The following is a 12,971-nucleotide window of genomic DNA, read 5'->3' as shown; positions in this document are numbered from 1 at the left end:
TCTATCTTTTCGGTAGGGGGACCCTCATGAGGTCCTGGGCAATGCTCAGCTCGCCGTCGAACCCGGCCGCCCGCGCCTGCCGTTCGAACTCGGCGGGATCGCCGTACCGCTGCGAGAAGTGGGTCAGCACGAGGTGCCGCACCCCCGCGTCGCGCGCGACGGCGGCGGCCTGTCCGGCCGTCAGATGGCCGTGGTCGGTGGCGAGCCGGACGTCCTCGTCGAGGAAGGTCGACTCGATGACGAGCATGTCGGCGCCCTCGGCGAGCACGTGCACGCCGTCGCAGAGCCGGGTGTCCATGACGAACGCGAACCGCTGGCCGCGCCGGACCTCGCTGACCTCGTCCAGCGTCACCCCGTCCAGGACGCCCTCGCGCTGGATCCGGCCGACGTCCGGGCCCTTGATGCCGTGCGCGGCGAGCCGCTCGGGCAGGATGCGGCGCCCGTCGGGCTCGGTGATCCGGTAGCCGTACGACTCCACCGGGTGCGAGAGCAGGTACGCGTCGAGGGTGTACGTGTCGGACACGGCGAGGGGCCCGTCGGCGGCCACCGGGGCCTCCGTCAGCTTGACCGTCTCGCGGTAGGCCGTCGCGTACCGCAACCGCTCGAAGAACCGCTGCCCGCTCGCCGGGTAGTGCGCGGTGACGGGGTGCGGGACCTGGTCGAGGTTGATCCGCTGGATCACCCCGGCCAGGCCGAGCGAGTGGTCGCCGTGGAAGTGCGTGACGCAGATCCGGTCGATGTCGTGCGCGGCGACCCCGGCCCGCAGCATCTGGCGCTGGGTGCCCTCACCGGGATCGAACAGGATGCCCTGACCGTCCCAGCGCAGCAGATAGCCGTTGTGGTTGCGGTGCCGGGTCGGGACCTGGCTGGCGGTCCCGAGCACGACGAGTTCACGTACGGACACGGCTTATCCGGGGGGCCAGTTGAGGCCGCGGCCGCCGAGGACGTGCGCGTGGGCGTGGAAGACGGTCTGGCCCGCGCCGACCCCGGTGTTGAAGACGATCCGGAATCCGGTGCCGTCGACCTTCTCCTGCGCGGCGATCTCGCCGGCCTCGCGCAGCACGTCGGCGGCGATGGTCGGCGCGGCGGCGGCGAGGCTGGCGGCGTCGGGGTAGTGGACGCGCGGGATGACGAGCACGTGCGTGGGCGCCTGCGGGTTGATGTCCCGGAAGGCGAGGGTCGTCTCCGTCTCGCGCACGATCGTCGCCGGCACCTCCCCGTCCGCGATCTTGCAGAACAGGCAGTCGCTCTGCGGCTCTCCGGCCATGGCCCGGGCCTCCTCGCCTTGGATGATCGGTTACTCCGGCATCGTATCGGCCGTGTCACCGACCGCGCTCGGCCGCGGGGGCGCGGCGCTGCAGGGCGGAACGGCTCACCCAGTAGGTGATGATCACGGCCCAGAAGCACGGGAAGCCGAGTGCCACGACGACGGAGGGACCCAGCGTCCCCACGGCCATCGACACCACCGAATGAAGCGCGAGCAGTCCGACGGAGATCGCCATGGCGAGCACCGGCCGGCAGTTGCGCGCGACGAGGAGCAGCGGGCGGCGCAGCCGCGGCGGGACGCGCCGGGCCATCCACACCGCCCAGCATGCCCAGCCGCCGACGAGGACGACCGCGCCGATCAGGTACGGGACGAGGGCGTCCGCGCCCGACCCGCCGTTCCGCAGCGGCGCCCCGCCGAGGCCGGCGGCGAAGAAGCCGAGCAGGGCCACCCAGCGGGCGCCCGCGGCGGTGCCCCAGGCCATGGTCTCCAGGTTGTGGCGGGCCTGCCGGTCGTTGATGTCGAGCGCCGCGGACTCGACGAAACCCTCGGCGGCCTTCGTCCACGCCCCCGGCCGGAGCCAGCGGCGGCGCAGATGCAGCAGGGAGAGGTTGTTGTGCGCCTCGCTGTTCTCCGGGTTGAGGCTCAGCGCCGTCTCGTAGGCCTGCTGGGCGACGCGATGGTTGCCGGTGCGCTGGGCGGTGAGGCCGACGAGGAAGTGGGCGTCGCTCTCCTCGGGGGCGAGCGCGACGGCGGCCCGCGCCGCTTCGTACCCCTCGCGCCGGCGCTCGACGCGGACGGACCGGTCGAGGACTGTGGCGAGGGCGTAGTGGCTGCCCCAGTACCGCGGGGCCAGTTCGACGGCGTACCGGGCGGACCGCTCCGCCTCCTCGTACCGCTTCAGCGCGAGCAGGACGTGGGTGCGCATCAGCCAGGCCGGAAGCGAGTCGGGTTCGGCGAGCAGAGCCGCCTCGATCGATTCGAGGGCCTCCCGCTCGCGCGACAGCCGGTGCCGGCAGCGGGCCAGCAGGACGAGCGCGGAGGCGTCCTGCGGGTCGGTGGCCAGATGCTGCGCGGCGAGCGCGGCGGCCTGCTCGTACCGTCCGACGTCGAAGAGAGCGTCGGCCCGGGCCAACGCGGGGCTCATCAGACCTTGTTCCGGTCGTGCGTGATGCTGAGCAGGTTCGGTACGAGTCCGAGCCAGAACAGGACCTGGGGAACGGTCCGGTCGGTCCACGGCACGAGGACGATCAGCAGGGCGCAGAGCGTGGCGAGGACGGCCTGCCCGAGGACGACCCGGGGCCAGAACAGCCGCCGCACGAGGGCGCGTACGGTCAGCTGGGCGCCGGTGCGCATCCGCTGATAGCGGCGCAGGGCGCCGAAGCCCCACACCGCCGCCATCAGCGCGAGCGCCCAGAGCCGGGTGCCGAGGTGGACCGGGAGTTCCTTCGCGTCCTCGCCGTCGGTCGGGAAGACGTCGACGACGACGCCCGCCATGACCAGGCAGAGCAGCGCGAGCCACCGGGTGCCGCGCAGCATCCGGTAGACGGCCTTGTCGAGGTCCCTGCGCAGCCAGTTGGCGTCGGGCGCGGCGGCGAGACCGCCGGCGTACAGGTCGGCGGCCTGCGCGACGGAGGTGCCGGGCTTGGCGGCCTCCTCCTCGGTGGCCGTCGTCACGGCGAGGGTGTTGGTGGGGTCGATCCGCAGGAGCTGCCGGATGGCCTCGTCGGCGAGGTCGGGGCGCCGGTTGAAGAGGGCGAGCTTGTACAGGGCCTCCCACGCGCGGGTCTCGTCCGGTCCGAGCCGGACGGCCTCCTGTGCCTCCGCGAGCCCTTCGACGACCGCCGCCGCGTCGCCTCCGGGGAACCGGTCGCGCACGAAGGGCATCAGCTCGGCGCGCACGGCACGCGGCGCCCAGTAGTGCGGGTCGAGACGGATGGTCTCCCGCATCGCCTCTTCGGCGTCGTGGGCCCGCCCCTCCCGGCGTAGCGCGACGCCGCGGATGTAGTGCCCGAAGGCGAAGTCGGGTGCGTGGGTCAGCGCCGCGTCCGCGGCTGCGAGGCCCTCGGCGGGCCGCTCCTCGGCGATCAGGCAGCGAGCGAGCAGCAGCAGGGCGTGGGGGTCGTCGGGGGTCTCGGCGATGCATCGGGCGACCCGTTCCCGGCTCTCGCTGTACCGGCCCATGTCGTACAGCAGCTCGGCCTGTTCGAACTGCGGGTGCTTCACGCTCACAGCTTCCGCTTCTTCTTCAGATAGGTGACCAGGTCGTCGTACATGCCTCCGTCGTTGGCGAACATCGCCACGTTGCGGGCGGAGGCGAACCAGGACTCGCTGGAGGGCTTGATCTGCTTCGCCGCGCCCAGCAGGTCCTTCATGTTGATCATGCGTACGGTGCCGGTGCGGGCGGAGTCGAGGAGCGCGGACTCGGCGGCCGTATCGCAGAGATGGGCGAGGTCGGCACCGGAGAAGTCCTCGGTGACCTTGACGAGTCTGCCGAGGTCGACCGACTCGATGGGGCGTTCGCGCAGGTGGTAGTGGAGGATCGCCTCGCGGGCCGGGGCGTCGGGCGGCAGGACGAGCAGGGTCCGGTCGAGGCGGCCGGGGCGGCGCAGCGCGAGGTCCACGTCCCAGGGGACGTTGGTGGCGGCGAGCACGAAGACGCCCTCGTTCTCCGCCCCGTCGATGCCGTCGAGCTCGGTGAGGAGCTGGTTGACGACGTTGCGCAGCCCGCCGTGGTGCGTATGGGAGCGCTTGGCGCCGAGGGCGTCCAGCTCGTCGAGGAAGACGACGCAGGGTGCCTGGGCGCGGGCGCTCTCGAAGAAGTCGTGGACGTTCTTCTCGGACGTGCCGAGATACATGTCGAGGATGTCGGAGAGCGAGATCGACATGAAGCTCGCCCCGAGTTCACCGGCGACGGCGCGCGCGATGAAGGTCTTGCCGCAGCCGGGCGGGCCGTAGAGGAGGAGGCCGCCGCGCAGGGACTTGCCGTAGAGCTTGCGGAGTTCGGGGTTGCGCATGGGGGCGAGGAAGGCGGCCTCCAGGCGGTCCTTGACCTCCTGCATGCCACCGACGTCGGCGAGGCGTACGGAGCCGGGGGCGTCGACGTCCCAGGCGGAGGCGTCCCCTGGGTCGCCGCTGCCGTCGGCGGTGAGCGGCTGCTCCAGGTCGTCGCCGGTACCGCTGCCGCTCTGGACGAACCGGGGCCCGACGAGATCCCCGACCTCCTGCTCGGCCGCTTGCCAGTCGAAGGGGGAGGGAGGGGCGGGGGTCCCGGGGACGGCCGGGGCGGCGTCGGCGACTGGGGCCGCGTCGGCGGCGGGGGCCGTGGCGGCCGCGGGGGCTTCCTCGGCCGCGCGGGCCGTGTCGGCCGTGGGGGCTACCTGGGCCGGGGCGGGCAGTCCCATCGCGCGGACCATCAGCGCGCGGGCCGCCTCGTCGCCCGGCGCGTGCTGGAGCGCGACCGCGGCCTCGGTGACGGCCTCGTCGCCCCGCCCCTCGGCGAGCAGCAGTTCGGCGAAGTGGAGCCGCAGGGGCACGTCTTCGGGCGCGGCGGCGACCGCGACGCGCAGGCTACGGATCAGGGGAGACTCGTCGGACATGCGGTCACCCTATGAACCGACCCGCCTCACGCGCCCACCGGGTTCCCGGAATTCCGGTTGCCGGACCCCCGGGTTCCCGGCATAGCGTGCGCAGATGAGTCGACGAGAACGCGTACCGCGCAGGCTGGTGGTGGACGGCACGGTCTGGCTCTGGTCGGTCGGGCATCTGCATCCGCCCTGCCGGGAACTGCTGACCCTGCGCCGCGCCGACGCCCCGCACGCCCAACTGCGCCTGGTCTTCCAGGAGGGCCCGGGCCGGGTGACGCAGGGCGGGTACATGGGCGCCGGTCAGGTCGCGGACACCAAGGACGGCTACCTCAACCTCAACGAGCCCGGGGTGGTGCGCCGTTTCCTCGACGAGGCCACGAAACGCGACCTCCTCCCGACGACCCACGGCCTCCACGAGACGGACTGCTGGCCGCTGTTCGACGCGCTGGTGTCAGCCTGAGTGGCGCGCTCTACTCGGCGTCGAGCTGATGGTCGGCCCAGACGTAGCTCGCGGGGAGCAAGTCGGTGATGAGGACGGTTCGGACGCGCTCGTGTTCGCCGACGATGACCTTGAGGGTGGGGAAGTAGTCGAGGAGGACCTGACGGCACCGGCCGCACGGGGGCACTACCCCCCGGTCACGGTCGCCCACGGCGACGATCGTGTCCAGCTCGTACGCGCCCTGGGCGGCTGCCGCGCCGATGAGGACCAGCTCGGCGCACGGGCCTCCCGTGAAGTGGTAGGCGTTCACCGCGGTGATGATCCGGCCGTCCAGCGCACGGGCCGCGGCCGCCATGGTGTGGTTGTCGCCCCGGCAGCGAGTGCGAGCGAGGTGCGCCGCGGCCTGGATGAGTTCGTGGTCGACGGGGTGGATCTGCTCGGTCATCTTCTCTGCCCCTAGCTCCAGCGGCCCGTACGGCCGAGGAGCAGCGCGGTGGCCGCCGTACCGGCCGTGGAGGTACGCAGAACGCTGCGGCCCAGCCGGTACGGCTTCGCGCCCGCCGCCTCGAACGCCGCCAACTCCTCGGGCGAGACGCCCCCTTCGGGCCCGACGACGAGCACGATCTCGCCACCGGCGGGAAGGGGCGCGTCGGCGAGCGCGCCGCTCGGGTGGTCCCGGTCCTCGTGCAGGACGGCGGCGAAGTCGGCGCCCGCGAGGAGCGTGGCGACCTGCTTGGTGGTCATCGCGTCGGCGACCTCGGGGAAGCGCGTGCGGCGCGACTGCTTCCCCGCCTCGCGCGCGGTCGCCCGCCACTTGGCGAGCGCCTTCAGACCGCGGTCGCCCTTCCACTGCGTGATGCAGCGGGACGCGGCCCAGGGCACGATCGCGTCGACGCCGGTCTCCGTCATGATCTCGACGGCCAACTCGCCCCGGTCGCCCTTCGGCAGAGCCTGGACGACGGTGATACGGGGAGCGGGCTCGGGATCCTCGTACGCTCCCGAGACCTGGACCGTCAGCTGGTCCTTGCCCTCGGCGGTGAGCACGACGCAGTCGGCCCAGGCGCCCCGCCCGTCCGTGAGGACGAGCTCCTCTCCCTCGCGCATCCGCTTCACGGAGACGGCGTGGCGGCCCTCGGGACCGTCGAGGAGGAAGGTGCCGGGGCCGGGGACGGCCTCGACGACGAAGACGGGTGCGGTCATGAGGCGCTCCTGTGGGCCTGCGCGGTGAGTGCGGTGTCGAGTTCGGCGGCCAGCACCTCGACCAGCTGGCCGGCCGGGAGATCGCGGGCCAGCCGGTGTCCCTGGCCGGCCCACAGGGCCATGCCCTGCGCGTCGCCCGCGGTGGCGGCGGCTTTGCGGAGGGGCGCGGTGAGGTGGTGGATCTCGGGGTAGGCGGCGGGGGCATACGGCCCGTGCTCGCGCATGAAGCGGTTGACGAGCCCGCGCGCCGGGCGGCCGGAGAAGGCCCGGGTGAGCTCGGTGCGGACGAAGAGGGGGTTGGTCAGGGCCTGCTTGTGCAGCGTGTGCGCGCCCGACTCGGGGCACACGAGGAACGCGGTGCCGAGCTGGGCGGCGTCGGCCCCCGCGGCGAGGACCGCGGCGATCTGCGCCCCGCGCATGATCCCGCCGGCCGCGACGATCGGCAGCCGCACGGCCTCCCGGACCTGGGTGATGAGCGTGAGGAGTCCGGTCCCTGCGAGCGCGGCGTCCGGGTCGTCGCGGTGCGTGCCCTGGTGTCCGCCGGCCTCCACGCCCTGCACGCAGACCGCGTCGGCGCCGGCCCGCTGGGCGGCCTGGGCCTCGTCGGGCGAGGTGACGGTGACGATCGTGTACGTACCGGCGCGGGCGAAGGCGTGGAACGTGTCCCGGTCGGGGCAGCCGAAGGTGAACGAGACGACGGGGACCGGGTCTTCGAGCAGGATCGCGAGCTTGGCGTCGTAGGCGTCGTCGCGCCCGTTGTCGGGGTCGCCGAGGGACGTCTCGTACCAGGTGGCCTCGCCGGCGAGCTGGTGCCGGTACACCTCGACGGCCGCGGGGTCGCCCGGCTGCCCGCCGGGCGGCATGAAGAGGTTGACGCCGAAGGGCTGCCCGGTCAGCCCGCGCACCTGCTTGATCTCCTGGTACAGCCCGCCGGCGGTCTTGTACCCCCCGGCGAGGAACCCGAGCCCGCCGGCCTCGCACACGGCCCCTACGAGCTCCGGGCAGGACGCTCCACCCGCCATGGGGGCCTGCACGATCGGGTATCGGGAGAGATCGTTCAGCGCGGTGGACATGCAGGCATCGTGTCATACGGAAGGGCGGCATCCGCCCTGCGGATACCGCCCTTCCAGGCACGACACGACCGGTCCTACCGGCCGTTGAACGCGTCCTTCAACCGCGAGAACAGCCCCTGCTGCCCCGGCTGGAACTGACCTGTCGGCCGCTCCTCGCCGCGCAGCTTCGCCAGTTCGCGCAGCAGCCGCTCCTGCTCGGCGTCGAGCTTCGACGGCGTCGTCACCTCGACGTGCACGATCAGGTCGCCACGGCCGCCACCGCGCAGGTGCGTGATGCCGCGCCCGTGCAGCGGGATCGACTGGCCGGACTGGGTGCCCGGGCGGATGTCGACCTCCTCCACCCCGTCGAGCGTCTGCAACGGCACCTTCGTGCCGAGGGCACCCGCCGTCATCGGGATGGTGACCGTGCAGTGCAGGTCGTCGCCCCGCCGCTGGAAGGTCTCGTGCGGGACCTCGTGGATCTCGACGTACAGGTCGCCGGCGGGGCCGCCGCCGGGGCCGACCTCGCCTTCGCCCGCGAGCTGGATGCGTGTGCCGTTGTCGACACCGGCCGGGATCTTCACGGTGAGCGTGCGCCGCGAGCGGACCCGTCCGTCGCCCGCGCACTCGGGGCACGGGGTCGGGACGACGGTGCCGAAGCCCTGGCACTGGGGGCAGGGGCGCGAGGTCATGACCTGGCCCAGGAAGGACCGCGTGACCTGCGAGACCTCACCGCGGCCGCGGCACATGTCACAGGTCTGGGCGGACGTGCCGGGCGCGGCGCCCTCGCCCGAACAGGTCGTACAGACGACGGCCGTGTCGACCTGGATGTCCTTGGTCGTGCCGAAGGCGGCCTCGTTGAGGTCGATCTCCAGCCGGATCATGGCGTCCTGGCCGCGGCGCGTGCGCGAGCGCGGCCCGCGCTGCGACGCCGTACCGAAGAACGCGTCCATGATGTCCGAGAAGTTCCCGAAGCCGCCCTGGCCGAAGCCACCGGCTCCACCGCCGCCGCCGGACGCGGACAGCGGGTCGCCGCCGAGGTCGTAGACCTGCTTCTTCTGCGGGTCCGACAGCACCTCGTAGGCGGCGTTGATCTCCTTGAACCGCTCCTGCGTCTTCGGATCGGGATTGACATCCGGGTGCAGCTCGCGGGCGAGCCGCCGGAATGCCTTCTTGATCTCGTCCTGGGACGCGTCGCGGCGTACGCCGAGTACGGCGTAGTAGTCCGTGGCCACTTACGACTCCGCCAGGATCTGTCCGACGTAACGTGCCACTGCGCGTACCGCTCCCATCGTTCCGGGGTAGTCCATGCGGGTCGGTCCGACCACGCCGAGTTTGGCGACTGCCTCGTCGCCCGAACCGTAGCCGACCGCGACGACGGACGTGGAGGTGAGGCCCTCATGGGCGTTCTCGTGCCCGATCCGTACGGTCATGCCCGAGTCCTTGGCCTCGCCCAGCAGCTTGAGGAGCACGACCTGCTCCTCAAGGGCTTCGAGGACGGGCCTGATCGTGAGGGGGAAGTCATGGCCGAAGCGGGTGAGATTGGCGGTGCCGCCGATCATCAGCCGCTCCTCATGCTCCTCCACCAGGGTTTCGAGCAGGGTCGCGAGCACGGTCGAGACCGTGCCGCGGTCCTCCGTCTCCTCGAAGGACTCCGGAAGATCCTGCACCAATTGCGGCACGTCCGCGAAACGGCGGCCGACGACCCGGCTGTTGAGCCGGGCGCGCAGGTCCGCGAGTGAGGTCTCGCCGAACGGTGCCGGGCAGTCGATGACGCGCTGCTCGACCCGGCCGGTGTCCGTGATCAGCACGAGCATCAGCCGGGCGGGGGCCAGCGAGAGCAGCTCCACGTGCCGGACCGTCGAGCGCGTCAGCGACGGGTACTGCACGACGGCGACCTGGCGGGTCAGCTGCGCGAGCAGCCGGACCGTACGCCCGACGACGTCGTCGAGGTCGACGGCTCCGTCGAGGAAGTTGTGGATCGCACGCCGCTCGGGCGTCGACAGAGGCTTGACGCCGGCGAGCCGGTCGACGAAGAGCCGGTAGCCCTTGTCGGTCGGGATACGTCCGGCGCTGGTGTGAGGCTGGGCGATATAGCCCTCGTCCTCCAGGACGGCCATGTCGTTGCGCACGGTGGCGGGCGAGACGCCGAGCTTGTGGCGCTCCGTGAGCGCCTTGGAGCCGACCGGCTCCTCCGTCCCGACATAGTCCTGGACGATGGCGCGCAGCACCTCGAGTCTGCGTTCGCTGAGCATCGCGCACACCTCCAGCTGTCGTATCGGTTGCTCCGCATTTGGCACTCGCCCTGTTCGAGTGCCAGGAATCCCCCGGCCAGTGTACGGCGGCGGGCATCGCTCCTGGCAAGGAGGCCGCTCGGAGGTCGCGTCGTTGCGGATAGCGTCGCGGTATGGATGCCGATTGGGAAGAGTACGGCTGGGAGCGGCTCGGTAACGGGGTGGGGAGGCGGCGGCTGCCCGGCTGGGACGCCACGGTGGGCCTGGTCATCGGCGAGGAGGCCGTCCTCCTGTACGACACGGGCTCGACGCTCGCCGAGGGCGCGGAGCTGCGGGCTCAGGCGGAGGCGCTCACGGGCGGCCGGAGAGTGACGCACATCGCACTGAGCCACCCCCATTTCGATCATGTGCTGGGCACGGCGGTGTTCGCGGGGGCGGAGGTGTTCGGCGCGGTGGGCGTGGACGAGCTGCTGCGACGGGAGCGGGACGCGCTGCGGGAGGACGCGGTACGGCAAGGGGTGGAGGAGTGGGCAGCCGCGGAGGCGGCCGACATGCTCGTGGCGCCGCACCACTCGGTCTCCGGGGAGTGGACGCTCGACCTGGGGGGCCGCCAGGTGCTGCTGGCGAACATCGGCCCGGGCCACACGGCGCACGATCTGGCGCTCTTCGTGCCCGGCGTGCCGGAGGTCGTCTTCTGCGGCGATCTGGTGGAGGAGTCGGGAGAGCCCCAGGCGGGCCCGGACGCGCTGCCGTCACGCTGGCCGGCGGCCCTGGACCGGCTGCTGGCGCTGGGCGGGGAGGGCGCGGTGTACGTGCCGGGGCACGGGGCGGTGGTGGACGCGGCCTTCGTACGGCGCCAGCGCGATGAGCTGGCACGGCGCTTCTCCGTCGCATAACGTCGCCCGAATGCGCAGCTACAACCCGGACCTGACGCCCCCTTGGAAGCGATCCGCCCCGGTGCCGGAGGTACCGGCGGAGGTGGACCTCGTGGTGGAGGAGGTCTCCACGGGCTTCTGCGGGGCGGTGATCCGCTGCGAGGCGGGCACGGTGACCCTGGAGGACCGCTTCGGCAAGCACCGCGTGTTCCCGATGGAACCGCGGGGCTTCCTGCTGGAGGGCAAGGTGGTCACGCTGACCCGCCCTTCGGCCACCCCGACGCGCCCCACTCGTACGGCCTCGGGCTCGGTCGCCGTCCCGGGCGCGCGGGCCCGGGTGGCGCGGGCCGGCCGGATCTACGTGGAGGGCCGGCACGACGCGGAGCTGGTGGAGCGGGTCTGGGGCGACGACCTGCGGATCGAGGGCGTGGTGGTGGAGTACCTGGAGGGCATCGACGACCTCCCGGCGATCGTCGCGGACTTCGCCCCGGCGGCGGACGCACGGCTGGGCATCCTGGTCGACCACCTGGTGCCGGGCTCGAAGGAGTCCCGCATCGCGGCACAGGTCTCGTCCCCGGACGTCCTGATCGTGGGCCACCCGTACATCGACGTCTGGGAGGCGGTGAAACCGTCGTCGGTGGGCATCGCGGCATGGCCGGTGATCCCCCGGGGCCAGGACTGGAAGACGGGCGTCTGCCAGGCGCTGGGCTGGCCGCAGAACACGGGAGCGGCCTGGCAGCACATCCTGTCCAAGGTCCACACCTACAAGGACCTGGAGCCGTCGCTCCTGGGCCGAGTGGAAGAACTGATCGACTTCGTCACAGCCCCCTGACCCCACCCGCCACCCGTTGTGGGCGCCGTTCAGCGGCCGGCGCCCCCACACGGTTGTGGGCGCCGTTCAGCCCCACCCGTTGTGGGCAATCGTTCCGCAGGGCGGAACGGGTGGGCACAACCCCACAGGGCCGGCGCCTTCCTCGGGCCCCGGCACAGGGGCGGCGCCGACTCGGGCCCCCGGAACAGGGGCGGCGCTCCTCGAACCCGCACAGGGGCACCTGCACAGGGGCACCGCCCCACCCGGGCGCCCTAGTCCACCAGGTCCCGAACCACCGCGTCCGCCAGCAACCGCCCCCGCAGCGTCAGCACCGCCCGCCCCGCCGCGTACGGCTCCGCCGCGAGGAGCCCGCCCGCGAGCGCCTTCTCCGCGGCCGCGAGGCCCACGGGCCGCAGGAGCTCCAGCTCCACGCCCTCCCGGAGCCGCAGCTCCAGGAGCACCCGCTCCACGCGCCGGTCCTCCGCCGAGAGGACCTCGCGCCCCGCCCCCGGCGACCTCCCGGAGGAGAGCGCCGCCGCGTACGCCCCCGGATGCTTCACGTTCCACCACCGCACACCGCCCACGTGCGAGTGCGCCCCCGGCCCCGCGCCCCACCAGTCGGCGCCGCGCCAGTACAGCTCGTTGTGCAGGCACCGCCCGGCCTCCGACGTGGCCCAGTTCGAGACCTCGTACCACTCGAAGCCGGCCTCCGCGAAGACGGAGTCGGCGATCAGATACCGGTCCGCGTGCACGTCGTCGTCCGTCATCGGCACCTCGCCGCGGCGGATCCGCCGCGCCAGCTGCGTTCCCTCCTCGACGATCAGCGCGTACGCGCTGACATGGTCGGGACCCGCCCCGATCGCCGCCTCGAGCGACGCACGCCAGTCGTCGTCGGACTCCCCCGGCGTCCCGTAGATCAGGTCCAGGTTGACGTGCTCGAAGCCCGCCGCCCGCGCCTCCGCGACGCACGCCTCGGGCCGCCCCGGGGTGTGTGTCCGGTCGAGGACCTTCAGGACGTGCTGCCGGGCGCTCTGCATGCCGAAGGAGATCCGGTTGAAGCCTCCGGCCCTCAGCTCCGCCAGGTACGCCGGATCCACCGACTCCGGATTCGCCTCCGTGGTCACCTCGGCGTCGTCCGCGAGCCCGAACTCGTCCCGGATCGCTCCCAGCATCCGTACGAGATCACCGGCCGCGAGCAGCGTCGGCGTGCCGCCGCCGACGAAGACGGTCCGCACCGGCCGCGGGTCGTCGCCCAGCACCTTCCGGGCGAGGCGTATCTCCTCGACGACCTGCCCCGCGTAGTTGTCCCGGGAGGCGAGCACGCCTCCGGCACCGCGCAGCTCGCTCGCGGTGTACGTGTTGAAGTCGCAGTAGCCGCAGCGGGTCGCGCAGTACGGCACATGCAGATAGAACCCGAGCGGCCGCTCCCCGGCCCCTTCCAGGGCGTGCGCGGGCAGCACCCCGTCCTCGGGCATGGGCTCACCATCGGGCAGTACGGAAGGCATGAGC

14 protein-coding genes are annotated in these 12,971 nt (G+C 72.6%); 3 read left to right on the top strand and 11 right to left on the bottom strand.

Annotated features, from left to right (window positions below; genetic code table 11):
* Position 1 precedes the first annotated feature (1 nt).
* From ACFY8U_RS19800 to ACFY8U_RS19780, 5 genes are read right to left on the bottom strand one after another with little or no spacing between them, the layout of a single operon-like run.
* Complete coding sequence (locus ACFY8U_RS19800; protein ID WP_361594046.1) at positions 2–904, bottom strand: ribonuclease Z; 903 nt, start codon at positions 902–904, stop codon at positions 2–4.
* 3 nt (positions 905–907) lie between these two features.
* Positions 908–1,267, bottom strand: a complete 360-nt coding sequence (locus tag ACFY8U_RS19795) for a histidine triad nucleotide-binding protein (RefSeq protein WP_361434976.1) — start codon at positions 1,265–1,267, stop codon at positions 908–910.
* A 55-nt stretch (positions 1,268–1,322) separates the two neighbouring features.
* Positions 1,323–2,411 carry a tetratricopeptide repeat protein gene (locus ACFY8U_RS19790; protein WP_389571766.1) on the bottom strand — a complete coding sequence of 363 codons (1,089 nt, stop codon included), beginning with the start codon at positions 2,409–2,411 and terminating at the stop codon, positions 1,323–1,325.
* Positions 2,411–3,496 (bottom strand): tetratricopeptide repeat protein, encoded by a 1,086-nt coding sequence (locus ACFY8U_RS19785; protein ID WP_389571763.1) that lies wholly within the window; start codon positions 3,494–3,496, stop codon positions 2,411–2,413. The genes ACFY8U_RS19790 and ACFY8U_RS19785 overlap by 1 nt, the downstream gene beginning before the upstream one ends.
* Positions 3,493–4,863, bottom strand: a complete 1,371-nt coding sequence (locus ACFY8U_RS19780; protein ID WP_389571760.1) for an AAA family ATPase — start codon at positions 4,861–4,863, stop codon at positions 3,493–3,495. Before ACFY8U_RS19780 ends, ACFY8U_RS19785 begins: the two co-directional genes overlap by 4 nt.
* A 94-nt stretch (positions 4,864–4,957) precedes the next feature.
* Between ACFY8U_RS19780 and ACFY8U_RS19775 the strand changes: the two genes are divergently transcribed.
* Entirely contained in the window at positions 4,958–5,311 is a 354-nt protein-coding gene (locus ACFY8U_RS19775) for a hypothetical protein (RefSeq protein ID WP_389571757.1), read from the top strand.
* A gap of 10 nt (positions 5,312–5,321) precedes the next feature.
* Here the strand turns inward: ACFY8U_RS19775 and ACFY8U_RS19770 are convergent, their stop codons facing one another.
* The 5 genes from ACFY8U_RS19770 to hrcA form a co-directional block, all read right to left on the bottom strand.
* Positions 5,322–5,735 carry a cytidine deaminase family protein gene (locus tag ACFY8U_RS19770; RefSeq protein WP_389571754.1) on the bottom strand — a complete coding sequence of 138 codons (414 nt, stop codon included), beginning with the start codon at positions 5,733–5,735 and terminating at the stop codon, positions 5,322–5,324.
* An 11-nt stretch (positions 5,736–5,746) separates the two neighbouring features.
* A complete protein-coding gene (locus ACFY8U_RS19765) occupies positions 5,747–6,490 on the bottom strand; it encodes a 16S rRNA (uracil(1498)-N(3))-methyltransferase (RefSeq protein ID WP_361434982.1) in 744 nt (247 codons plus the stop codon).
* Complete coding sequence (locus ACFY8U_RS19760) at positions 6,487–7,563, bottom strand: nitronate monooxygenase (RefSeq protein WP_361594060.1); 1,077 nt, start codon at positions 7,561–7,563, stop codon at positions 6,487–6,489. The genes ACFY8U_RS19765 and ACFY8U_RS19760 overlap by 4 nt, the downstream gene beginning before the upstream one ends.
* A 74-nt stretch (positions 7,564–7,637) precedes the next feature.
* The gene (dnaJ, locus tag ACFY8U_RS19755) at positions 7,638–8,777 is read right to left on the bottom strand and encodes a molecular chaperone DnaJ (RefSeq protein ID WP_361594062.1); all 1,140 of its coding nucleotides are present in this window, start codon (positions 8,775–8,777) and stop codon (positions 7,638–7,640) included.
* Positions 8,778–9,797: a heat-inducible transcriptional repressor HrcA gene (gene hrcA, locus ACFY8U_RS19750; RefSeq protein WP_361434985.1), complete on the bottom strand. Its 1,020-nt coding sequence runs from the start codon at positions 9,795–9,797 to the stop codon at positions 8,778–8,780.
* Positions 9,798–9,949: 152 nt separating this feature from the next.
* Here hrcA and ACFY8U_RS19745 point away from each other — a divergent pair, with 152 nt between their 5' ends.
* Both ACFY8U_RS19745 and ACFY8U_RS19740 read left to right on the top strand, forming a co-directional pair.
* Positions 9,950–10,672, top strand: a complete 723-nt coding sequence (locus ACFY8U_RS19745) for an MBL fold metallo-hydrolase (RefSeq protein ID WP_389571750.1) — start codon at positions 9,950–9,952, stop codon at positions 10,670–10,672.
* 10 nt (positions 10,673–10,682) lie between these two features.
* Positions 10,683–11,483 carry a DUF3097 domain-containing protein gene (locus ACFY8U_RS19740; RefSeq protein ID WP_361594066.1) on the top strand — a complete coding sequence of 267 codons (801 nt, stop codon included), beginning with the start codon at positions 10,683–10,685 and terminating at the stop codon, positions 11,481–11,483.
* A 251-nt stretch (positions 11,484–11,734) separates the two neighbouring features.
* On the opposite strand, the gene hemW is transcribed toward ACFY8U_RS19740, so the two are convergent.
* Positions 11,735–12,967 (bottom strand): radical SAM family heme chaperone HemW, encoded by a 1,233-nt coding sequence (gene hemW / locus ACFY8U_RS19735; protein ID WP_389571748.1) that lies wholly within the window; start codon positions 12,965–12,967, stop codon positions 11,735–11,737.
* Positions 12,968–12,971: the final 4 nt, after the last annotated feature.

It is taken from the genome of Streptomyces sp. NPDC012508 (assembly GCF_042902595.1).
Taxonomy (GTDB): Bacteria; Actinomycetota; Actinomycetes; order Streptomycetales; family Streptomycetaceae; genus Streptomyces.
Note: the sequence above shows the minus strand (reverse complement) of the source record. Positions and strands in the feature narration are given on the sequence as shown.

Excerpts from the sequence above, each read along its gene's own strand:
- hemW (WP_389571748.1), bottom strand. The coding sequence starts at position 12,967 with ATGCCTTCCGTACTGCCCGATGGTGAGCCCATGCCCGAGGACGGGGTG.
- ACFY8U_RS19770 (WP_389571754.1), bottom strand. The coding sequence starts at position 5,735 with ATGACCGAGCAGATCCACCCCGTCGACCACGAACTCATCCAGGCCGCG.
- ACFY8U_RS19745 (WP_389571750.1), top strand. The coding sequence starts at position 9,950 with ATGGATGCCGATTGGGAAGAGTACGGCTGGGAGCGGCTCGGTAACGGG.
- ACFY8U_RS19775 (WP_389571757.1), top strand. The coding sequence starts at position 4,958 with ATGAGTCGACGAGAACGCGTACCGCGCAGGCTGGTGGTGGACGGCACG.
- ACFY8U_RS19795 (WP_361434976.1), bottom strand. The coding sequence starts at position 1,267 with ATGGCCGGAGAGCCGCAGAGCGACTGCCTGTTCTGCAAGATCGCGGAC.
- ACFY8U_RS19760 (WP_361594060.1), bottom strand. The coding sequence starts at position 7,563 with ATGTCCACCGCGCTGAACGATCTCTCCCGATACCCGATCGTGCAGGCC.
- ACFY8U_RS19765 (WP_361434982.1), bottom strand. The coding sequence starts at position 6,490 with ATGACCGCACCCGTCTTCGTCGTCGAGGCCGTCCCCGGCCCCGGCACC.
- hrcA (WP_361434985.1), bottom strand. The coding sequence starts at position 9,797 with ATGCTCAGCGAACGCAGACTCGAGGTGCTGCGCGCCATCGTCCAGGAC.
- ACFY8U_RS19740 (WP_361594066.1), top strand. The coding sequence starts at position 10,683 with ATGCGCAGCTACAACCCGGACCTGACGCCCCCTTGGAAGCGATCCGCC.
- ACFY8U_RS19780 (WP_389571760.1), bottom strand. The coding sequence starts at position 4,863 with ATGTCCGACGAGTCTCCCCTGATCCGTAGCCTGCGCGTCGCGGTCGCC.
- ACFY8U_RS19790 (WP_389571766.1), bottom strand. The coding sequence starts at position 2,411 with ATGAGCCCCGCGTTGGCCCGGGCCGACGCTCTCTTCGACGTCGGACGG.